The following is a 22,054-nucleotide window of genomic DNA, read 5'->3' as shown; positions in this document are numbered from 1 at the left end:
ACCTCTAAACATATTATAGTTATGTTTTTTTTATATATGTAATAATAAAAGTAAAATTTTTTTATTTTAATGAATATTTTTTATAATAATGGTAACAATGATAATAAAATACTTCCTTAAATTTAAAATAGTATATTTGTTAATAGTATTAATGAAGAAAATCAGCTAGTCATATTAATGACTAGCTGATTTTTGTCTATTTATTAGGTTTCCTCATGAAGAAACCTATTTTATCTTTTTCGGGAGTAGATATACTTATATTTCTTTTATGAATCGTACTACTATAATCAGATATTTGTCCATCGCATACATTAGCATAATCGGTTTTCCCTTCATTTATCCATCCCATAAAAATATAAGCATGAGATGGTGAGCCAGAATTATCTGTAGTTGTGAAACAAATGTCACCTTTTTGCAATTTTTTATAATCTGTTATTTTTTCCCAATTTTGTTTTTCTAATTCTTGCATTAAGCCTTTTGTACTTATGGTATTTTTAGGTATATTCAATTTATTATCTCTTAATATTTGAGAAATATATATAATTGAAACACCCTTGTTACTATCTTTATTTATTTTTAAGGCTTCCTTTAAAGATTTTTCTCTATTAGATTGATTTTCTATATATTTAGCTATTTGTGAATTTAAAGCTAATACTTCGTTATTTTTAGTATTTCCTTTTTTAGTTTTTGTTTTATTTGAGTTATTATTTACTGATTGTGAAGTAGTAGGTTGTGATTTTGTATTTTTTGATACATTGAAGGAGAAAGAGCAAATTTGTTTAATTACTATTACACAAATTATTAATATAGGTATAATCACCGATATAAAGATAGCATTATTTTTTTTGGCATTTTTATCGGCCATTTCATGCATTTCTTTTATGTATTTTTCTTGATTTTCTTCTTCACTTAATTTTTTAAAATGTTTATCAAATTTATGATTTTTATTCATAAAATATCCTTCCTTATATGTAAAATATTTGTATGCGTGATATATTAGAGTAATCAAGTGCTTGTACTATATTGTATTTACTTTATAATTGTATCAAATAAATTATTCTAAGTAAAGGAGCATATATTAACAATTTTAAAAATTACTCTAAAATAGTATAATAATAAATGTTAGAAATATAAATTTGTTAATTATGTTGAAGAAATAATAAATGAATATAAAATAATTGATATATGTAAAAATGAAATAAATAATTATAATAAAAAGTAATAATATGTATAACAAAATCAAATATACAAAATATAGTAAAATGTTGAACTTTTTGGCAAGTGATTGTATAATTAAGCATGTGTTAAAAAATAAATGGAGGTATAAATTGACAATGATTGCTATTTCATTAAAAAAAGCTCAAGAAAAATTAAATAAATTGTTAGAAAATGATGCAACACTTTATGAGGGCGAAGTATTGAAATTAAGTCAAGAATTAGACAAGCTTATATATGTATATTATAATGAACAAAAATTAATAAATTAAATTTAAAAAATATTAAAAGTTTAAGTATATATAAACTATATACTTTTATTTTTTATTAAGTTTTTATAGAAAACCAGTAAGTGATATTAGTTTCATGAGAAGGGTTTTTATACTTATGAGGAGTGAACTTATTTATATAAATACTATCACCTTCATAAAGTGTATATGTTTCAGAATCCAATTGTATTTCCAAACATCCCCTAACAACTACTCCTAATTCATCATAATTATGTCCCCAAGAAGTATCATTATAATCTGTATTTCCTTCTATAGTAATTGCTATACCATTTAATTCTTTGTTTCCAGAAGTAAGCATTTCAAACTGTATCTTATTGTCTTCCGTAGAAAAAATTTCCTTGCGATTATTTTTAAGTACTATATATTGCCTATCGTTATTGGAATTTAATATTTCCATTAGATTTATATCTAATACTTCACATATTTGTTGAAGATTGCTTACAGAAGGACTATTTAAGTCTCTTTCTAAATTACTAATAAAACCTATAGATAAATCAGTTAGCTCAGATAATTCTTTTATGGTAAGTCCTTTTTTCTTTCTGTAATATTTTATTTTTTCTCCTAAATCCATGTTGTCCTCCTATAAAATATATATATTATAGATTATAACATAAAATTAAAATAAAAAGTTGATATAATAATGATAGACTTCTGATATTATATCAAAAGTCCATCATGAATAACTTAAATATGTTTTAAACTGCGGTATCTTCTTTATATTCTTCACGACTTGGCCATGCTTCTACATTTTTCAAGTAAGGTATACTATCTTTAAAAAATACAGGTTCTTTACCAGATTTCTTTTGTATATCATAATCTTTTAATGCATCAAAAGCAATCTTAGATAGCATTGATATAGCAATTAGATTTATAATAGCCATAATTCCCATAAATAAATCTGCCATATCCCAAACAATTTGTATTTTAGCTACGGATCCAAATAAGACCATTCCTACTACAGCAGCTCTATATAAGAATAACCAAATTTTATTTCCCCTTAAGAATCCTATATTTGTTTCACCATAATAATAGTTACCTACAATAGAACTAAAGGCAAATAAAAGTATGCAAAGTGCTATAAAAGTATTTCCCCAAGGACCTACCTCAGAGCTTAAAGCTGTTTGTGTAAGTTGGATACCTGTTAAGTTTGAATTTATATAACTTCCTGAAATTAATACTATGAATGAAGTTGCACTACAAATTAAAAGCGTATCTGTAAAAACTCCTAGGGTCTGAATAAGACCTTGTTTAACAGGATGCGTTACAGTGGCAGTTGCGGCAGCGTTTGGAGCACTTCCCATACCAGCTTCATTTGAAAATAATCCTCTTTTAATTCCCATTAAAACAGCTGCTCCTAATCCGCCACCCATAACTTGTCTTACACCAAAAGCATTTTCTATTATAAGATTAAATATTTTTGGTATGATTGTTATATTTTTAAATAATACGAACAAAGCAACCAATACGTAAGCTGTGGCCATTATAGGAACTATAACTTCAGCGACTTTTGCTACTCTTTTAATTCCGCCAAATATTATCACAGAAGTACTCAATGCAAGCAATGAGCCAATAACAATAGTTTTAACTCCAAAGGCTTGTTCAAAGGCCAAAGAAATAGTATTTGATTGTACAGAATTAAAAACAAGACCAAAACTTATAGTAATTAATATAGAGAATATAATTCCCAGCCAACGTTTATTTAAAGCTTTTTCCATATAATAAGCAGGTCCACCTCTAAAGCCATGATCATCTTCAACTTTATAAATTTGAGCTAAGGTACTTTCAACAAAGCTTGAAGCACCACCAATTAAAGCTATAATCCACATCCAAAACACAGCACCAGGTCCGCCAGACGCTATAGCTATAGCCACACCAGCTAAATTACCAGTACCAACCCTTGAGGCAGTACTAATACAAAAGGCCTGAAAAGAAGAAACTCCTTTTTTCTCTTTTTTTCCTCTTACAGAATTACTAGCACCTTCCCCTAATAATTTAAACATTTCTTTAAAATATCGTATTTGAACAAACTTTGTTTTAAATGAAAAATAAAGTCCTAAAGAAATAAGCATTATTATCAGAATATAAGACCATAATAAATTATTTGTAGTAGATATAATATTTTCAAAAATGCCCATAATTATGTTCACCTCTTTTGTTTATATTTATAAATTTATTTGTTTTTTTTAAGATATAGAAATTGTATCAGAAAAAAAGCAAAATATCAATTTTTATTATATTCAGAAAAATGCAACAAGGGAAGTCAATGAGATCTTATACATGAATATGCTATAATAACTAGTCTAAAGGCAAAATGTGATAATCTTATATATTTTTTATTAATAAATACAAATATTATTAAAAAATATTTTGAAATAATATATAATACATTATTCAATCTCTAGTATTTTGAAGGAAGTGAAGATTTTTCAAGTGTAAAAAAATAAGAAATTAATGAATAAAAATAAAAAACATATTAAAATCTGAATATATACAATTGCAAGTAAAAATGCAAAACTAGAAAATAAAAAACAATTATTACTATTTTTATAGAGAAAAGCTGTTATAAGTTTTTTTATTTGATTTATAAAAAGTAATAATATATACTAACATTATTATAATTTACTTAGTAATTTTAATTATCATAAAAGCAAAAAATTTAAAATTAACCAAAAGCTTTTATAGGTTGTTTTTAACAAGAAATTTATAAATATAAAGCAAAAAAACTTTAAAAGTTTTTTTGCTTTATATTTATAAAAAACAAGGTCGTGCAAAAGCACGACCGTATGGGGGTCATAAGGTTAGTTCATATGAAGATTTATGAAAAGTAGAAAAATGTATTAAATCAATACAGTTATATATTATGCTAATTTTTATAATAATGTTATTGTTTTTATTAAATAAAACATTATTTAAATAGTATATTTTTTATAATATAGAGATTTATATATCAAAGGTATATAATGGTTATTAGTTGTAAAAAATATAAATAATGTAAAATGGGATGCAATAAAAAGATAAATATTAGAAAGGATGAATATAATTGGAGGATGCAAATATAGGGTTAGTACTTGAAGGGGGAGGTATGAGAGGAGCTTATACTTGTGGAGTATTAGAATTTTTTATAGAAAGACAAATTTATTTTAGTTATGTTATAGGAGTATCTGCAGGGGCTTGTAATGCAATGTCTTATATTTCAGGGCAAAAAGGGAGAAATGAAAAGATAAATTTGAATTTTATAAATGATAAAAGATATATGAGTATTAAAAACTTTATAAAAGAAGGTTCTTTCTTTGGAATGGATTTTATATTTAACGAGATACCAAATAAACATATACCATTTGATTTTAAAAGTTTTTATAACTCTTCTTGTAAATTTTTAATAGGTACTACAGATTGTAGTACTGGAAAACCTATATATTTTACTAAAGATGATATAGATGAAAAATTTAACGTGCTCAGAGCATCTTCTTCACTTCCTTTAGTATCTCCTATAGTGAAATTTAAGGGGTATGAACTTTTAGATGGAGGTTTATCTGATGCAATTCCTATAAAGAAGTCTATACAAGATGGTAACGGTAAAAATATAATAGTATTAACTAGAAATAGAAATTATAGAAAAACACCTAATAAATTATATAAAATATTAGAGATTAAATATAAGAATTATCCCAAACTTTTAAAAACATTAAAATATAGGTATAAAAACTATAATCAAACTTTAGATTATATAGATGCTTTAGAGAAAGAGGGTAAGGTTTTAGTTTTAAGACCATCTAAACCTTTAAATGTAGAAAGATTTGAAAAGAACCCTAGAAAATTAACACAACTTTTAGAAAATGGATATAATGATGCTACAAAAAATTATAAAAAGATTATAAGATTTATGGGAGGGGAAAATACAAGGGTTATATAATGAAAATAAAACCATCATATTAAAATACTGATGGTTTCACTTAATTTATTATAAAGTGTTTTGAAGTAATATTTCCACATTTTCTTTTGATATAGGTTTACTAAAGTAAGATCCTTGTCCTATATCACAATTCATATTTTTAAGAGTTTCCAATTGGGATGAATTTTCTATACCGTCTGCTATTATAACGTAATTTAATTTATTACAAAGACGTATTATTTCTTTAGTAATTATGTTTTGTTCATAATCTTCACATATATTATTTATAAAAGATTTATGAATTTTCAAAGTATCCAAGGGTATTTTTTTAAAATAATTTAAAGAGGAAGAACCATATCCAAAATTGTCTAATGTAATTCCTACACCTAATTTTTTTAATTCAGTTAGTTTAGCTATGTTATTATATATTGATTTCATTAATGAATTTTCAGATATCTGAATATGCAGTAAATTTGGTAGAATATTCATGGTTTTCATATTATCCTTTATGATATTTATAAAATCATCTTGACTAAGTTGAGTTGCAGTTATACTAACAGATATAGAGTTAAATTTATAACCTTTTTCTAGCCAAAGTTTACATTGAGTGCAAACATTTTTTATCAACCATTTTCCTATAGGAATAATAAGTTTAGTTTCTTTAGCTATAGGAATAAAATCTTTAGGTGAAACTATACCAAGTTCCTTGTTATTCCATATAAGAATGGCTTCTAAACCATATAAATTATCTTTGGATAGAGAAATTTGTGGCTGATAATATATGGTAAATTCATTATTTTCTAAAGCAGTTCGTAAGTTTTTTTCTATTTTAATAGCTCTTAAAACTTTATCTGACATTTGTTTATTAAAAAAACAAAATTTGTTTTTTCCTGTTTGCTTTGCAGCGTACATAGCCATATCAACGCTTTTAAATATAATATCAGCATTTGTTCCATTTTTGGGGAAAATTGCGCCGCCTATACTTCCAGTAAGATAATTTTTAGTATTATTTAGGTTGAAAGGATTTTTAAAAATATCTAAAATATTAGTATAAAGTAATTTAACTTCTTTTAGATTTTTTATTTCAGGAATTAATATTAAAAACTCATCTCCACCAAACCGGGCAGCTATAGATTTATGATCTAACAATTTATTTATTTTAAAGCTAAAATTTTTTAAGAGCTCATCACCATAATAGTGTCCTAAAGTATCATTTATGGTTTTAAAATTATCTAGATCTATAAATAAAACAGCACCTTGGGTATTATTCTTTATACTGTTTTTAATCTCTTTTTTTAATTTATTTATAAAAAAATGCTTATTAGGTAATTTAGTTAAGGGATCATAGAAAGCCATTTGTTTTATAAACTGTTCTTCTACTTTCCTTTGAGAAATATCTGTTATAGATCCACACATTTTTAATGGATTGCAACAGGAATGAGATACAAAGGTTCCTCTAATTAAAAGCCATTTAATTTTATTACTTTTAGTTTTAATTCTAAATTCATTATTCAATTTAGAATTTTTTAAGGTGCAGTTGTTAAATGCACTTATAAGTTTAGATTTATCTTCTGATAGTATAAAATCAGAAGATATATTTTTTAATTTTGTATTTTTACAAATTTTATATCCTGAAATTTCCGTCCATTTATCTGATATAAAAAATTCATCTGTTTTTGTGTTCCATTCCCAAATAGCATCACTAGAACCTTCTAATGCTAATTTGTGTCTTTCTTCGCTTATGCGTAATTTTTCTTCACTTGCTTGTAGTTCATAAAATTGTTTTCTCAATTCATCTTCAGTATTTAGTAATTCTTCATAAACTAAGGACAACTTATTATAGCTTTCATTTAGTTTCTTTCTATTTTTTTCTTTTTCTCTTACATAGAAAAATAGGATTATTATAAATAAAAGTAATAAGCTTATAAATACTATAATAAAAATAACAAGCTTTTTATATGTTTTATAAAAAGGTTCAGGTTTATTTATAATTTTAGAATTTTTAGGTAAGTTTTTTAAATTTATATTAAAACTTGTTAATTTATTATAATCGAAAATAATTTCATTTTCATGGATGTTCATATTGGGTATTGAATTTATGTTTTCATCATTTAAAATTTTTAAAGCCAAATTACCAGCTAATTTTCCTTCATTAAAGCCATTTACAAGTTTACCTCCAATAGTTCCATGATTTAAATCAAAATCCCAAAAAGAATATAAAGGAACTTTACTATTTTTAAAAGAATCATAAGTTAGGTTAGATAAGTAAGTTCCCCTGTTTAAATTATCTAATATGGGATTTAATGTAAAAACTACAGCTGTAGTTTTAGGATTTAAATTTTTTAATGTATCTGTTAACTGTTGTACAGTAATAGGCTTTACAAATTGAAACGAAAAATTACTTTTATATTTAGCTATAATTTTATTAAAATGTTCTGATGAATTTGAACCTATTAAATGCGAATTACCAATGAAAATAATTTTTTTAATATTAGGTTGTAATTTAGATATAATTTTAAGATTTTCTTCTAAATTTAAGTTTTCTTCTACAGCTTTAAATAAAGGATTTTCTATTATTTGTTGAGTATTTATGGAATTAATGCCACAGAATATAACAGGAGTATTAGGAAAAATATTTTTACCATATTGATTAAAATATCTAAAAGCTCCATTATCACAGCAAATTATCACATCAAATTTAAAATTCTCATATTTTAATTTTTGCATATTATAAAAAGTTTTAAAATATTCTTCATTACACATCCTATTTAAATCCATATAATCATGGTTTATATTTAAACTATAGTAGGAATTTTTTATAGAAGATTCTATTCCTTTTGTAGTATCATTTGTCCATTTAAATGTTCTATTATAAGAATGTACTATTAAAACATTTTTTGTTTTATTATTTTCAGGACAACTATAAATTTCATGAGCATTACAATGGGAATAGCTAATAAAGAATAAAATAATAAATAAAAAAAATAATATATAAAATTTTTTTGTTTTACAAAAAAAATTCCTCATAGTAAATAAATTACTCCTTACATGTATATATATATCAACATTATAACATATAAGATATACGTATTATTAAATCTTTACGATGTTTTTATATAGAGTAGGTTCTAAGATTAATTTAATATCTTATAGTAGTTAGAGTAATATTATTTTAGAGAAATTAAAATAAATAATATTATATTGGAAGAATAATAAATAGAATTATTTATTTTGTGATAATATGGTTTATATAAATATGAAGATTATTTTTCTTAAGGTAATAAAGGAGAGTTAGGGTATGATGAAAAAGAAAATTGTAGTATTCGGGAGCTTTATAGCAGACTTAATGGCACGTACACCTCATTTGCCGGTTCCAGGAGAAACTGTAAAAGGAGAAAGCTTTAAAATAGGGCCAGGAGGAAAAGGTTCTAACCAGGCTATAGCTGCTAAAAGGGCTGGAGGAGATGTTACTTTTATATCAAAAATTGGTAAAGATGTTTTTGGACAATTGGCATTAGAGACATATAAAAAAGAAAAGATGGATACAAAGTATATGTTTGAGGATAAACAATTATCTACAGGTACAGCTTTAATTACAGTAGATTCAAATACAAGTGAAAATGAAATTGTTGTTATTTCAGGTGCCTGTGGAAATATTACAGATACAGAAATAGAAATGGTTACAGAAGAAATAAAAAATTGTGATATTTTTGTAACTCAATTAGAAACAAATAAAGATGCCTTAGAAAAAGTAATTTCAATAGCTAGTGAAAATAATATTCAAGTGGTTTTAAACCCAGCACCAGTGCAATTAATATCAGATTCTATATTAAAATTGATAGATATAATTACTCCTAATGAAGTGGAGGCAGGAGAGTTTACAGGTGTGAAAATAAAAACCATGGAAGATGTAAAAAAGGCTGCTTGTATTTTACAACAGAAGGGTATAGATAATGTAGTAATAACATTAGGATCAAAGGGTGTTTATGTAAAAACTTTAAAAAAAGATGAATTTATAAAAGCATACAGAGTTAAAGCCGTAGACACTACAGGAGCAGGAGATGCATTCAATGGTGGATTTGTAGCTGCACTATCACACGGAAAAGATATATTCGAAGCTACAAAATATGGAAATGCTGTAGCTGCTTTATCGGTAACAAAATTAGGAACAGCTCCATCTATGCCTTATATGGAAGATATAGAAAAATTTATGAGGGAAAATTCTTAAATATTAATCTTATAAAAATCTGTATAGCTATTGCAGTGTAGTTTCTATATGTTTTTATAGCTATACAGATTTATTTTATTAAAATAAATTTATCTACTGCACTCACTGTCTAGTCCAAGTAAGATTTCTAATCCATGATGTATGCTATCTAAAATATAATCAAGACATTCGCGTACAGCTTTAGGGCTTCCAGGAAGATTTATAATTAATGTGTTATTACGAATACCGGATACTCCCCTAGATAACATAGCCCGAGGTGTATAGTTTAAACTATTAAATCTCATGGCTTCAGATATTCCAGGAGTTTCTCTTTCTATAACCTCTAGTGTAGCTTCAGGAGTTACATCTCTTTTGCTAAATCCTGTTCCGCCAGTGGTTAAAATTAGGTTAACTTTTAAAACGTCACACATTTTTATAAGTTCATTTTTTAGTTGTTCTTTATCGTCAGGTAATATAATATATTCATCTACAGTATAACCTTTATTACATATAATCTCTTTAATTACTTTACCGCTTTCATCTACTCTTTCATTTTTAAAACCCTTATCACTAGCAGTAATAATGCCAACCTTAAACATAAGATACCTTCTTTCATTTTTTATGTTTTAAATTATGAATATATCTAATTATACAAAATGTAGCATTTTAAGTCTAATAATAAAAATAATTTAACTAAATGGATTTAACAAAAACATAAGTTAGTGATATTATATATATTATAATTTAGACAAATAAATTTAATAAATACTAAAATTGTTCTCCGAATTAATATGCCTAAAGGATTTCCCAGGGAATATTAGTCTGGATTTTATATCCACAGGGTGTTCTTAGAAATGAGGATGCCTCCCGAATTTGGAAAGGGGAATAAGTACGTAGGACCACTACGCTTATTTCTCGTGCAATGAAAAATAAGCGTATTTTTTATAGGTTTGAAAAAGTATATAAAAGAAGGTGAAATAATGTTGAATCATTTTGACAAAGAAGGTAAGGCTATAATGGTTGATGTTACCAATAAAAATGAAACTACTAGAATAGCTGTGGCTCGTGGAAAAGTAAAAATGTCTAAAGAAACTTTAAATCTTGTAATAAAAGGTGATATTGGTAAAGGAGATGTTTTAGGAGTAGCTAGAGTTGCAGCTATAATGGGAGGAAAAAAAACTAGTGATTTAATTCCTATGTGTCATCCTCTTATGCTTACAGGTAGTGAAATTAATTTTAGTATCGATAAAGAAAACTTTTGTATAAATATAGAAAGCACAGTTAAAACTACTGGAAAAACAGGAGTAGAAATGGAAGCTTTAACTATGGTTTCGGTAGCTGCACTTACTATATATGATATGTGTAAGGCTGTAGATAAAAAGATGGTTATTGGTGATATTCATCTTTTCTCAAAAACTGGGGGGAAAAGTGGAACTTTTATAAATGAAATATAGGCATTTATAAAACTTAGAGGTGATTTAATGATAGACAAAACTGCAGTAATATTAGCAGGTGGAAAAAGTAGTAGAATGAATTTTAATGATAAATCTTTATTAAAGATAAAAGATAAGAGATTTATAGAACTTATTATAGAAGAACTTAAAGATTATAAAGAAATAGTTATAGTATCTAATAAAAAACAAGACTATAAATATTTGGGGGTAAGAATAGTAGAAGATATATTACCTAATAAAGGTCCTTTAAGTGGAATTCATTCAGCTCTTAATAATGCTACCTATAATGAATGTCTATGTGTTGCGTGTGATATGCCTATGATAAAGAGGGATTTAGTGAATTATTTAGGAAATTTTAAGAGCGAATATGATGCTTTAGTTCCTATTGTAAATAAAAAATTACAACCTTTATGTGCAATTTATAAAAAAAATTGTTTAAATAAAATAGAAAGTTATCTAAAGAATGATATAAGAAAAATTACTCTATTATATTCTAGTATAAAGGTTCATTACATAAATGAAAAAGAATTAACATGTTGTAAAAATATTAAAAATCAATTTAAGAATATAAATACTCCTAAAGATTATAAGGAACTTATAGGAAATAATTATTAAAATGAGGAGGATATAATGGTACCTGTTGTTTCTGTTGTTGGTAAGTCTAATGTAGGCAAAACTACTTTAATAGAAAAATTGTTAAAAGAATTAGTTAGAAGAGGATATAATGTGGCTACAATAAAACATGATGTTCATGGATTTGATGTGGATAAAGAAGGAAAGGATACTTATCGTCATGCTAAGGCAGGGGCATCTAGTGTAACCATTTCATCTCCTAATAAAATTGCTATGATAAAAAAAGTGCAGCGAGAATGGACTTTAGATGAGTTAATAGAACTTAATTCTGATGCAGATTTAGTTATAGTAGAGGGATTTAAAAATAGTAGTAAACCTAAAATAGAGGTTGTTCGTTCAAAAATGTATAAGAATGTAATATCTAAAAAGGAACACTTAATAGCTATAGCTAGTGATATAAGTCATAATGTAGATAATATACCTGTATATGACATAAATGATTATAAAGGATTTGTAGATTTGATTGAACAGAAAATATTAAAAATAGGGGAGAAAATTAGTGATTGATAATATAGGAAGAAAAATAGACTATCTTAGAATATCTGTTACAGATAGGTGCAATCTTAGATGTGTTTATTGTATGCCTGAAGAAGGTATTGATTTGTTATCACATGATGATATTTTGAGATTTGATGAAATACTAAGAGTGGTTAAAAGTTGTGCTAAGCTTGGTATAGAAAATATTCGTATAACAGGGGGAGAGCCTTTAGTTAGAAAAAACATACCAAATCTTATAAGAGAAATTAAAGGGGTTGAGGGAATAAAAGAAGTTAGTATTACAACTAATGGGGTGTATCTTCCAGAATATATAGATGAATTAGTGGATGCAGGGCTAGACAGAATTAATATAAGTTTAGATACATTAGATAGAGAAAAATTTATGAAAGTTACTCGTATGGATGTTTTCCATAAGGTTAAAAGAGGAATAATTTTAGCTTTAGAAAAAGGTATAAGTTGTGTAAAGTTAAATGTGGTAACTATGAAAGAGGTTAATATTACAGAAGTTATAGAATTTGTAACTCTTACAGAAAAATATCCTATACATATAAGATTTATAGAATTAATGCCTATAGGATTAGGTGGTAGATTTACTACTATTGAAAATGATAAAGTAAAAGAAATTATAGAAAAAGAAAAAGAACTAATATCATGTAAAGAGGTAGTGGGATTAGGACCAGCTTCTTACTATAAGATTCCTAATGCCAAGGGCACAATAGGATTTATAAGCCCTATAAGTCATGAGTTTTGTAATAGATGTAATAGGGTGCGTTTAACATCAGAAGGATTTTTAAAATTGTGTCTTCATTGGAATTTGGGAATAGATTTAAAAGAAAAATTAAGAGAAGGTATAAGTGATGAAAAGTTAAAAGAAGTAATATATACGGCTATAAAGGACAAGCCACAACATCATGAATTTAAAAGTGTTAAAGAAAATAAACAAGATAAAAATTCTAAATATGATAATAGATCTATGTTTCAAATAGGAGGGTAATTAATTATGGGAAAAATAGTAGCGGTCTGTCTTAGTAAAGAAAAAGGAGTTCAAAAAAAAGATGTGGGAACAGTAGAATTAATTAAAGAACATGGGATAAAAGGTGATGCTCATGCAGGAAAATGGCATAGACAAGTAAGTTTATTATCTTTTGAGAAGGTAGAGGAGTTTAAGAAAAAAGGTGTAAATGTAGATAAGGGAGCTTTTGGAGAAAATATTTTAGTTCAAGGTATTGATTTAGCTAAATTGCCAATAGGAACTAAGTTAAAAATAAATGAAGATATAGAATTAGAAGTTACACAAATAGGAAAGAAGTGTCATAGTGGTTGTGCTATCTACAAAGCAGTAGGAGATTGTATAATGCCAAGAGAAGGAATTTTTACTAGAGTATTAAAAGGTGGCATTACTAAGGTTGGCGATGTTATAGATATAGTGGAAAAGTAATACATAAATATTGTGAAAGGAGAAATAACTTATGAAAAAAATACCTACTAAAGAAGCCATAGGAACAGTATTATGTCATGATATTACTCAAATTATACCTGGAAAAATAAAGGATCGGGCTTTCAAAAAAGGTCATATAGTTACTAAAGATGATATACCTGTTTTATTATCTTTAGGAAAAGACCATTTATATGTCTGGGAGAAAAAAGAAGGCTTTCTTCATGAAAATGAAGCAGCAGAAAGACTTAAAGACTTATCTGCCGGAGAAGGATTAAGTTTTTCAGAAGTAAAGGAAGGAAAGATAAATTTTATTGCAGATAGGGATGGAATTTTAAAAGTAGATAGAGAACTTCTAATGGAGTTAAATTTAATAGATGAAATTATGTTAGCTACAAGACATAATAATATACCTGTTAAAAAAGGAGAAAAAGTAGCAGGTACTAGAGTTATACCTCTTGTAATAGATGAAAAAAAAATACTAGAGGCAGAAAAACTAACAGAAGGTAAAAAGATAGTTAATATAAGACCTTATAAAAAATTTAAGGTAGCTATAATTATTACCGGAAATGAAGTTTATCATGGAAGAATAAAAGATGCTTTTGGTCCTGTAATAAAAGAAAAAATATCTAAATTTAATTGTGAGGTAATAGGAAGTATTATATCAGATGACAATCCTAATAGAATTACAAAAGCTATAGAAGACTTTATAAGTGAAGGAGCGGAACTTATATTATGTACTGGGGGAATGTCTGTAGATCCAGATGATACTACACCAACAGCTATCAAAAATACAGGAGCTACAATAATTTCTTATGGGGCACCAGTATTGCCAGGAGCAATGTTTTTAATCTCATATAAGGGTAATGTCCCTATATTAGGATTGCCAGGGTGTGTTATGTATGCTAAAACAACTATTTTTGATTTGGTACTTCCACGAGTGTTAGCTGGAGAGAAGATTACTAAAAGGGATTTAGCAGCTTATGGACACGGAGGATTTTGTTTAGGCTGTGAAATTTGCAGATATCCAAACTGTAGTTTTGGAAAAGGATGGTGATTTAGTTGATTCAAGGAATAGAATTGGAGAAAGCACAAGAAATGTTAAAGGAAAAAGTGTTTAATTTAGATATAGAAGAAGTAGAACTTTTTAAATGTCATGAAAGAATATTAGCAGAAGATATTTACTCTCCTATAAATCAACCGCCTTTTAATCGATCTCCTTTAGATGGTTATGCCTTTAGAGGAGAGGATTCTAAAGGAGCTAATAGTAAAAATCCTATTACTTTAAAGATAATAGATAAGGTTTACGCAGGTCATTATACAGATAAGGAAGTAGTTTGTGGTACTGCTGTAAGAATTATGACAGGAGCACCAATACCTAAAGGTGCTAACTGTGTTGTAAAACAAGAAGTTGTAGAATGTAAAGATGGAAAAGTAAAAATATTTAATGAGTTTACTCCTGGACAAAATGTATGTCCTAAAGGGGAAGATGTAAAACAAGGACAGCTAATTTTAAAAAAAGATACAATCTTAAAATACGGGGAGATTGGTGTTTTATCAAGTGTGGGTATAACTAAAGTAAAAGTATATAAGAAATTAAAGTTGGGTGTTTTAAGTACAGGGGATGAAGTTTTAGATATAGGTGAAGATTTAACATATGGGAAAATATATAATAGCAATTTATATTGCATAGCTGCAAGGATTAAGGAATGTTACTGTACTCCTTTTATATTAGGAAGTGTAGAAGATGATTTAAAATCCATGTGTGACAAGATAGAAAAGTCTTTACAGGTTTGTGATTTAATTATAACTACAGGAGGGGTTTCTGTAGGGGAGAAAGATATTGTATCAGATGCCATAAAAAAACTTGGAGGAGAAATCTTATTCTGGAGGGTAAATATAAAGCCAGGGTCTGCATTACTTTGCAGTGTTTTAAAAGGAAAACTTATAATTAGTCTTTCTGGAAATCCGGGAGCAGCAATAACAAGTTTTGAACTTATGGTAAGGCCTCTTTTGTCTAAAATTATTGGTATAAAAGAAATAGATATAAATAGGATTAAAGGAATCCTTGTAGAGGATTTCCCTAAAAAAAGTTCTATAAGACGTTTTATAAGGGCAAATATTATGTATAAACAAGAAAAAAACATAATAAAACTTACTCAAGTGGCTCAAGGCAATGGTATATTAAGTTCTATATTAAATTCAAATTGTTTAATTGATGTACCAAAGGGATCTGATGAATTAAAAAGTGGTCAATTAGTTGAGGTTATATTACTTTAGCTAAATATTTTTATATAAAATGTAATTATTTAAGAGGGAGAAGATAATATGAATTTTAATAAGAAATTATTATCATTAATTGTTGTTTTTTCTTTGTTTGCAACTATATTAGTGGGTTGTGGTAGTAATAAAGAAGAAGCAAGTACTAAAGAAAAATCTAAGGAAGCAGTTAAACAGGAATCTTTAGTGGTATTTTCAGGTGCTGGACTTAAAAAGCCTATGGAGGAAATAAAGAAGGAGTTTGAAAAGGAGAATAATGTAAAAGTTGAATACATATATGCAGGTTCAACCCAGCTAATATCTCAAATGGAACTTGGAAATAAAGGTGATGTATTTATAGTAGGTTCTGTAAAGGCTTATGACGTGGCAAGTAAAAAAGATCTTGTAAATCCATATAAAAAGGTTGCACACCATACTCCAGCTATAGCAGTGCAAAAAGGAAATCCTAAAGGGATAAAATCACTTGAAGATATGGAAAAATCTGGAGTAAAGGTTGTGTTGGGAGATGAAAAAGCTAATGCTATAGGCATGACAGCACAAAAGATTATAAAGAAAAACAATCTTCCAGATATAAATAAAAATACTATATCTAAAGCAGCTACAGTTAATGAGATAGTTGTTCAATTAACTTCTTCTAAAGCAGATGCTGCTATAGTAACTAGTGATTCAGTTTTCCAAAATAAAGATATTGATACCATACAAATACCTAAAGATAAGAATATAGACCAAATTATACCCGTATGTTCTCTAAAGAATGCTAAAAATAAAGAGTTAGCAGATAAATTTGTTGATTTAGTGGCTTCTGATAAAGGAAAAGAAATATTTAAAAAGTATGGATTTAAACCTTTTGAAAAATAAATTTATAAGGAAAACTTATTTTGAATAATAAAGCTTTTAATTGTATATTATATGTTTTCTTTACAATAACGGTATTATTTATAATTACTCCTCTTTTTTTACTTATAAATAGAGGAGTAATTTATATTATTCCTTGTTTAAAATCAGAAGAAGTATTATTTTCTATAAAATTAAGTTTAAAAACTTCTATAATATCAACTTTTATTTGTTTAATTTTATCTTTACCTACAAGTTATATACTTTCACGGGGGAAGTTAAAGTTTAAGAATTTTTTATCTTCTATAATATATTTGCCTATGTCATTACCCCATATAGTGTCAGGTATAGGATTATTATTATTATTTGGAAAAACATCTTTTTCAAATCTTCTTTGCGATAAGCTCCATTTAGATTTTGTATTTACTGTAAATGGTGTTATATTGGCTCAAGTATTTGTTAATTTGTCCTTTTGCATAAAAATATTAACAACTTCTTTAGAGGAAACAAACAATAGAATGGAGTTTATAGCTAGAACATTGGGTTGTAGTGAATTTCAAGCTTTTAGATATGTAACAGTGCCTTTACTTAAAAAAGGGATTATAACTGCAGCTATAATGAGTTGGTCAAGAGCACTTGGGGAATTTGGTGCAGTTATGATGGTGGCGGGATCCACGAGAATGAAAACAGAGGTTATTCCTACAGCTATATTTTTAAATATGTCTACGGGAGATTTAGATGTAGCTATTGGTGTAGCTACTATATTAATAATAATATCGTTGATTTCACTTGTGATTTTTGAAATAATAGATAAAAAAGTTTAAAGGAATGTTGATTTATGTTTATAATTTCTAATTTATCTCTTAGTATTTCTAAATTTTCATTAAAGAATATAAATTTAACTTTAAATTCAGGTGAATATTTTGTACTTTTAGGAAAAAGTGGAGTAGGCAAAACTGTATTTTTGGAAACTATAGCAGGTAGATATAATATAGGTGAAGGATCTATGAAATTTCAAGGACAGGAACTTTCTACGCTGTCTCCAGAAAAAAGAGGAGTAGGTTTTGTATATCAAAATTATGAACTTTTTCCTCATATGAGAGTTTCAGAGAATATAGGATTTGCATTAAAACTTAGGAAGTTTCCTAAAAAAGAAATAGAATATAAAATAGATGAAATGTTAGAGACATTATCAATTTCATATCTTAAAAATAGATATCCTAAAAATTTAAGTGGAGGAGAAAAACAAAGAGTAGCTATAGCAAGAGCTTTAATTATATTCCCTAAATTATTATTACTAGATGAACCTATGAGCGCATTAGATTATTTAACTAAAGATAGTCTAAAAATAATGTTAAAGGATATACATATAAAATTTAATCCAACAGTAATTCATGTAACTCATGATATAGATGAAGCATTATTTTTTGCAGATAAAATAGGAATTATGAAAAATAATACTATATCAAATGTGTTATCTGTAGATGCTTCAATTAAATCTAAAGGAAGGGAGTTTTTATATGAATATATATGATAAGATCAAAGAAAAATTTGAAACTATTATATTAGAAAATGATTTAAAAGAAGATAAAGTGTTAGTAACTACTAAAACTTTAAGTCCTAAAGAGGCTATAGGAGAAACTAAAAGAAAAGATTTTCCTATTTTAAATGGAAAGGAAGTTATGATAGAGGCTAAATTTAAAGATTCTGTAGGACAAGCATTTACATCTTCACCTTCTATTTATGAGGGTACCTTATCAGAAATATTGTCTTTAGATTTAGATGATAACTATAATAAAGTAATATTTATATCAACATTAAATGCAGTGTTAAAGCATTTAGGGGTTGTTGGAGGCACTATTCATTGTAAAAATGAAGAACCAGAGCTGTGTGGAGAAAAATATTTGGACTATTTAAAAAAGAATTATGATAATTGTAAAATTGCCCTTATAGGATTTCAACCTTCTATATTGGAACATATAAAAGATGATTTTCATGTTAGGGTATTAGATTTAAATGAAGATAATATAGGTAAAATAAAATATGATACATTAGTGGAACATGGAATAAATGATTATGAGTCTGTAGTTAAATGGGCAGATATTATTCTTTGTACAGGAAGTACTATTTGTAATGGATCTTTAGTAAATTTTATTAATTTAGATAAAGAAGTTATCTTCTATGGAACAACTCTTGCAGGGGCTGCATATATACTTGGATTAAAAAGAGTTTGCTTTTATGGCAAATAGTAAAAATTAAAATTAAGTATACAAAAACTACTAAATTATTAAGGATATAACTTTTTAATTTGTAGTTTTTTTATTTATATATAGATTAATATTAATAAATTAGGGTATATTAAAATAAATCTTTAATTATAATAAGATGTATATTTCTATTTGTTAAATTATATATTTTGGTATAATTAAATAAGTGAGGTGGATTTGTATGAAGCTGACTAAAGAATTTTATAGTAGAGATGCTAGAGAAGTTGCAAGAGAACTTCTAGGAAAAGTTATAGTACATAAAGTAGATGGAGTAACCCTAAAGGGGAAAATAGTAGAGACGGAAGCTTATATTGGAGCCATAGACAAGGCTTCCCATGCTTTTGGAGGAAAGAGAACTGAAAGGCTAGAGCCATTATATGGGGAACCAGGTATTACTTATGTTTATTTTATATATGGTAAATATTTTTGCTTTAATGTAATAACTGGTAAAAAAGAAGTTCCAGAAGGTGTTTTAATAAGAGCGGTAGAGCCATTAGAAGGAATAGAAAAAATGTCAAAATTAAGATTTAATAAACCATTAAAGGATTTAACTAAGATGCAAAAAAAGAATTTAACTTCAGGACCTTCAAAGTTTTGCATGGCATTTAATATAGATAAACATAACAATATGGAAAATTTATGTGAAGATAAGTTATATATAGAACAATATAATGATGAAGAACAATTTACTATAGTAGAAGCTAAAAGGGTTGGAATAGATTATGCTGAGGAGGCAAAGGATTTCTTATGGAGATATTATATAGATGAAAGTTCATGGGTGTCCTTAAGAAAAAAATAATATTTATAAATTATAGTGTATTTAATTAGAAATTTTAAGGAGAAAATTAATATATGAAAAGCAAAATAACCTTTTGTAATTTTATTTGTATGTTAAATAAACAATATAAAAAAGTATTAGAATGCTATTTAAATTTATTTGATTATAGGTATAAAAACTATAAAGATTTTAAAAATATCATAGATAGAGAAATTCAAAATACTAATGATAAAAAAACAACTATAGATTTATTTTGTAGAAAATCCTCCTATATATTAATACTAAAAACTTTAATACTAAAAATCTGTGAACAAGATAATATAAAATTAAATAAAGATATATATGAAAGGGAAGATTTAAGTAATGTTGTATTTAGATATAGCTTTGAGGAATTAATAAATCTTTTATTTTATAATGTAGATAAAAAGTTTTTATCACAAATGTTTCATGTAAATAATAAGTATGAATTTAATGAATTATTTTGTAGTGATTGTAATATATCACGATACAAAATAAAAATTAATAAAATTGTAGAGGATGTTTTGGAGTTTGATGTTAATTTAAGTCCTTATGATTTAGGTGAGATATATGAGAGTATAGTAGAAAAAAATCTGAAAAAATCTGTGGGGCAATTTTATACCCCTAAAAAAGTAGTGAAATCTATTTTAGAAAGTACTGTAGAAAATATAGATGTGGTTAAGAAGCCTTTTGTAACCATAGCAGATATTTCTAGTGGTTGTGGGTACTTTTTAATAGAAACTTATGATATTTTAAGAAATAAATTTTTGAAAAATTTAGATAGTCTTAGAAGGATATATGGAAAAAAATCTTATATTTTAAGAAAAAATGGACAAGATATAAGATTAAACGGATATGATTATTGGCAACAAGAGAATATACACTATCATATATTAAATAATTTAATATATGGGGCAGATATAGATAAATTTGCTATTCAAATACTTGTTATAAATTTATTGTCTAAAGATATAGATAAAAATATAGATAAGTTAAATGTGGTTAATTGTGATAGTTTAATAAAATGGGAAAAGGAATTTAAATATTTAAAACACAACAAATATATATATGAATTTTGGAAAAAAGAATTTGATTATATCATAGGTAATCCACCATGGGTTTCTTTACTTAGAAAACACAAGCAAGAAATATCTAGTGAAAAATTTAAATATTATAGGGAGAATTATAAAGGGAATTTACATTCACCTAATTTGTTTAAGTATTTTATTGATAGAGCTATGGAAAAAACAAAATATGGTGGATATATTTCTTTTGTAGTGCCTATTAATTTTTCTAAAAACAAACAGTATAAGAATTTTAGGCAGTATATATTACAAAATTATGCTATAAAAAATTTAATCTTTAATATTTCCTTTCCAAGTATAATAACGGAAGCTATGGTGTTTACGATAAAAAAAGAAAATATAAAAGAAAATAATATTAATATAGATGTGTTAGATAAAAGACAATATAAGTTGCCTCAAAAGGAATATTTAAATTCTTCTAATTTTGAATTCAATTATACTAGTTTTAATTTTAGTAATGATATAAAAGAAAAAATATTTATAGATTCAAGAGCCTTAGGGGATATAGGGGATACTTTTACAGGATTTATTGGTGTTTCTAAAAAAATAAATAAACAGCAAGTAAATCCTAAAGAAATAGAAGTTTATAAAGGAGAAAATATAGAAAGGTATTTTTGTAAATCTCATTATTATTATAATTTAATAGATGAAAATATAAAAGGTGGTACCAAAAATCTAAAGAAACTAAAGAAAAAAGAAAAAATTCTTGTAAGAAAAACAGGCAAAGAAATAATAGCGGCCTATGATTTAAATGGATTTCCTATAGAACAATCACTGTATGGCATAATAAATGTTGATAAAGAATTTGATTATAAATATATTTTAGCTATTTTAAATTCTAAATTAATAAATTGGTATTATAAAAATTTTTTAATTACAAATAAAAATTCTACACCTCAAATAAAAAAATATAGATTAAATAGTATCCCTATTAAAAAATGTACTATTGAAAAGCAGTTAGAAATTGCAAACTTGGTAGATAATATAATAAATAGCTCAACATGTACAAGCTCTTTGAATAATTGGAGTAAACAATACATAAACCAAATTGATGATACTATTTTAGACTTGTATGATATAAAAGATAGAAAAACTAGGAGTTATATAAAGGAATTTATAGATTAATTTATATTATAAGATAATTATTGATAATATATAAAGTAAATGA

Annotated in this window: 21 protein-coding genes and 1 riboswitch; of the genes, 16 read left to right on the top strand and 5 right to left on the bottom strand. The window is 26.1% G+C overall.

Annotation, left to right across the window (positions count from 1 at the left end):
* Positions 1-196: 196 nt before the first annotated feature.
* Positions 197-952, bottom strand: coding sequence for a hypothetical protein (locus BN1711_RS09055; RefSeq protein WP_050607834.1), 756 nt, complete (start codon positions 950-952; stop codon positions 197-199).
* A gap of 382 nt (positions 953-1,334) precedes the next feature.
* Here BN1711_RS09055 and BN1711_RS12290 point away from each other — a divergent pair, with 382 nt between their 5' ends.
* Positions 1,335-1,487: a Spo0E family sporulation regulatory protein-aspartic acid phosphatase gene (locus BN1711_RS12290; protein ID WP_082174097.1), complete on the top strand. Its 153-nt coding sequence runs from the start codon at positions 1,335-1,337 to the stop codon at positions 1,485-1,487.
* Positions 1,488-1,542: 55 nt separating this feature from the next.
* On the opposite strand, the gene BN1711_RS09050 is transcribed toward BN1711_RS12290, so the two are convergent.
* Both BN1711_RS09050 and BN1711_RS09045 read right to left on the bottom strand, forming a co-directional pair.
* Complete coding sequence (locus BN1711_RS09050) at positions 1,543-2,076, bottom strand: helix-turn-helix domain-containing protein (protein WP_050607833.1); 534 nt, start codon at positions 2,074-2,076, stop codon at positions 1,543-1,545.
* 124 nt (positions 2,077-2,200) lie between these two features.
* Positions 2,201-3,640, bottom strand: coding sequence for an alanine/glycine:cation symporter family protein (locus BN1711_RS09045; RefSeq protein WP_050607832.1), 1,440 nt, complete (start codon positions 3,638-3,640; stop codon positions 2,201-2,203).
* A gap of 905 nt (positions 3,641-4,545) precedes the next feature.
* Between BN1711_RS09045 and BN1711_RS09040 the strand changes: the two genes are divergently transcribed.
* Positions 4,546-5,418, top strand: coding sequence for a patatin-like phospholipase family protein (locus BN1711_RS09040; RefSeq protein ID WP_279233075.1), 873 nt, complete (start codon positions 4,546-4,548; stop codon positions 5,416-5,418).
* A 48-nt stretch (positions 5,419-5,466) separates the two neighbouring features.
* Here BN1711_RS09040 and BN1711_RS09035 read toward each other — a convergent pair whose 3' ends face one another.
* Positions 5,467-8,424 (bottom strand): bifunctional diguanylate cyclase/phosphodiesterase, encoded by a 2,958-nt coding sequence (locus BN1711_RS09035; protein WP_050607831.1) that lies wholly within the window; start codon positions 8,422-8,424, stop codon positions 5,467-5,469.
* 271 nt (positions 8,425-8,695) lie between these two features.
* Here BN1711_RS09035 and rbsK point away from each other — a divergent pair, with 271 nt between their 5' ends.
* Positions 8,696-9,625, top strand: a complete 930-nt coding sequence (rbsK, locus tag BN1711_RS09030) for a ribokinase (protein ID WP_341472990.1) — start codon at positions 8,696-8,698, stop codon at positions 9,623-9,625.
* An 89-nt stretch (positions 9,626-9,714) separates the two neighbouring features.
* Here the strand turns inward: rbsK and BN1711_RS09025 are convergent, their stop codons facing one another.
* Positions 9,715-10,203: a MogA/MoaB family molybdenum cofactor biosynthesis protein gene (locus tag BN1711_RS09025; protein ID WP_050607830.1), complete on the bottom strand. Its 489-nt coding sequence runs from the start codon at positions 10,201-10,203 to the stop codon at positions 9,715-9,717.
* Positions 10,204-10,371: 168 nt separating this feature from the next.
* A riboswitch (molybdenum cofactor riboswitch) is annotated at positions 10,372-10,504 on the top strand.
* A gap of 80 nt (positions 10,505-10,584) precedes the next feature.
* Here BN1711_RS09025 and moaC point away from each other — a divergent pair.
* From moaC to BN1711_RS08960, 13 genes are all read left to right on the top strand, one after another.
* Entirely contained in the window at positions 10,585-11,058 is a 474-nt protein-coding gene (gene moaC, locus BN1711_RS09020; protein ID WP_050607829.1) for a cyclic pyranopterin monophosphate synthase MoaC, read from the top strand.
* A 27-nt stretch (positions 11,059-11,085) separates the two neighbouring features.
* Positions 11,086-11,673 (top strand): molybdenum cofactor guanylyltransferase, encoded by a 588-nt coding sequence (gene mobA, locus BN1711_RS09015; RefSeq protein ID WP_050607828.1) that lies wholly within the window; start codon positions 11,086-11,088, stop codon positions 11,671-11,673.
* A gap of 15 nt (positions 11,674-11,688) precedes the next feature.
* Entirely contained in the window at positions 11,689-12,198 is a 510-nt protein-coding gene (gene mobB, locus BN1711_RS09010) for a molybdopterin-guanine dinucleotide biosynthesis protein B (RefSeq protein WP_050607827.1), read from the top strand.
* Positions 12,191-13,183: a GTP 3',8-cyclase MoaA gene (gene moaA, locus BN1711_RS09005; protein WP_050607826.1), complete on the top strand. Its 993-nt coding sequence runs from the start codon at positions 12,191-12,193 to the stop codon at positions 13,181-13,183. Before mobB ends, moaA begins: the two co-directional genes overlap by 8 nt.
* Before the next feature lie 6 nt (positions 13,184-13,189).
* The gene (locus BN1711_RS09000; protein ID WP_050607825.1) at positions 13,190-13,627 is read left to right on the top strand and encodes an MOSC domain-containing protein; all 438 of its coding nucleotides are present in this window, start codon (positions 13,190-13,192) and stop codon (positions 13,625-13,627) included.
* Positions 13,628-13,658: 31 nt separating this feature from the next.
* Positions 13,659-14,681, top strand: coding sequence for a molybdopterin-binding protein (locus tag BN1711_RS08995; RefSeq protein ID WP_050607824.1), 1,023 nt, complete (start codon positions 13,659-13,661; stop codon positions 14,679-14,681).
* Positions 14,682-14,686: 5 nt separating this feature from the next.
* On the top strand, positions 14,687-15,904 hold the full coding sequence (locus tag BN1711_RS08990; protein ID WP_050607823.1) for a molybdopterin molybdotransferase MoeA: 1,218 nt from the start codon (positions 14,687-14,689) through the stop codon (positions 15,902-15,904).
* 48 nt (positions 15,905-15,952) lie between these two features.
* Positions 15,953-16,762, top strand: coding sequence for a molybdate ABC transporter substrate-binding protein (modA, locus tag BN1711_RS08985; protein ID WP_050607822.1), 810 nt, complete (start codon positions 15,953-15,955; stop codon positions 16,760-16,762).
* Positions 16,763-16,782: 20 nt separating this feature from the next.
* Complete coding sequence (locus BN1711_RS08980; RefSeq protein ID WP_050607821.1) at positions 16,783-17,562, top strand: ABC transporter permease; 780 nt, start codon at positions 16,783-16,785, stop codon at positions 17,560-17,562.
* 14 nt (positions 17,563-17,576) lie between these two features.
* Positions 17,577-18,272, top strand: a complete 696-nt coding sequence (locus tag BN1711_RS08975; protein ID WP_050607820.1) for an ATP-binding cassette domain-containing protein — start codon at positions 17,577-17,579, stop codon at positions 18,270-18,272.
* Entirely contained in the window at positions 18,259-18,987 is a 729-nt protein-coding gene (locus BN1711_RS08970) for a Rossmann-like domain-containing protein (protein WP_050607819.1), read from the top strand. The genes BN1711_RS08975 and BN1711_RS08970 overlap by 14 nt, the downstream gene beginning before the upstream one ends.
* 199 nt (positions 18,988-19,186) lie before the next feature.
* Positions 19,187-19,804: a DNA-3-methyladenine glycosylase gene (locus BN1711_RS08965; RefSeq protein WP_050607818.1), complete on the top strand. Its 618-nt coding sequence runs from the start codon at positions 19,187-19,189 to the stop codon at positions 19,802-19,804.
* 53 nt (positions 19,805-19,857) lie between these two features.
* The gene (locus BN1711_RS08960; protein ID WP_050607817.1) at positions 19,858-22,011 is read left to right on the top strand and encodes an N-6 DNA methylase family protein; all 2,154 of its coding nucleotides are present in this window, start codon (positions 19,858-19,860) and stop codon (positions 22,009-22,011) included.
* The last annotated feature ends 43 nt before the right edge of the window (positions 22,012-22,054 follow it).

Source organism: Clostridium niameyense, from assembly GCF_001243045.1.
Lineage (GTDB): Bacteria > Bacillota > Clostridia > Clostridiales > Clostridiaceae > Clostridium_F > Clostridium_F niameyense.
This window is presented reverse-complemented; position numbering and strand designations above follow the sequence as displayed.

Coding starts and splice junctions, on each gene's coding strand:
- modA (WP_050607822.1), top strand. CDS start 15,953: ATGAATTTTAATAAGAAATTATTATCATTAATTGTTGTTTTTTCTTTG.
- BN1711_RS09050 (WP_050607833.1), bottom strand. CDS start 2,076: ATGGATTTAGGAGAAAAAATAAAATATTACAGAAAGAAAAAAGGACTT.
- BN1711_RS08995 (WP_050607824.1), top strand. CDS start 13,659: ATGAAAAAAATACCTACTAAAGAAGCCATAGGAACAGTATTATGTCAT.
- BN1711_RS08975 (WP_050607820.1), top strand. CDS start 17,577: ATGTTTATAATTTCTAATTTATCTCTTAGTATTTCTAAATTTTCATTA.
- BN1711_RS12290 (WP_082174097.1), top strand. CDS start 1,335: ATGATTGCTATTTCATTAAAAAAAGCTCAAGAAAAATTAAATAAATTG.
- BN1711_RS08970 (WP_050607819.1), top strand. CDS start 18,259: ATGAATATATATGATAAGATCAAAGAAAAATTTGAAACTATTATATTA.
- BN1711_RS09025 (WP_050607830.1), bottom strand. CDS start 10,203: ATGTTTAAGGTTGGCATTATTACTGCTAGTGATAAGGGTTTTAAAAAT.
- mobA (WP_050607828.1), top strand. CDS start 11,086: ATGATAGACAAAACTGCAGTAATATTAGCAGGTGGAAAAAGTAGTAGA.
- BN1711_RS09035 (WP_050607831.1), bottom strand. CDS start 8,424: ATGAGGAATTTTTTTTGTAAAACAAAAAAATTTTATATATTATTTTTT.
- mobB (WP_050607827.1), top strand. CDS start 11,689: ATGGTACCTGTTGTTTCTGTTGTTGGTAAGTCTAATGTAGGCAAAACT.
- BN1711_RS09045 (WP_050607832.1), bottom strand. CDS start 3,640: ATGGGCATTTTTGAAAATATTATATCTACTACAAATAATTTATTATGG.
- BN1711_RS09055 (WP_050607834.1), bottom strand. CDS start 952: ATGAATAAAAATCATAAATTTGATAAACATTTTAAAAAATTAAGTGAA.
- rbsK (WP_341472990.1), top strand. CDS start 8,696: ATGATGAAAAAGAAAATTGTAGTATTCGGGAGCTTTATAGCAGACTTA.
- BN1711_RS08965 (WP_050607818.1), top strand. CDS start 19,187: ATGAAGCTGACTAAAGAATTTTATAGTAGAGATGCTAGAGAAGTTGCA.
- BN1711_RS08960 (WP_050607817.1), top strand. CDS start 19,858: ATGAAAAGCAAAATAACCTTTTGTAATTTTATTTGTATGTTAAATAAA.
- BN1711_RS09000 (WP_050607825.1), top strand. CDS start 13,190: ATGGGAAAAATAGTAGCGGTCTGTCTTAGTAAAGAAAAAGGAGTTCAA.
- moaC (WP_050607829.1), top strand. CDS start 10,585: ATGTTGAATCATTTTGACAAAGAAGGTAAGGCTATAATGGTTGATGTT.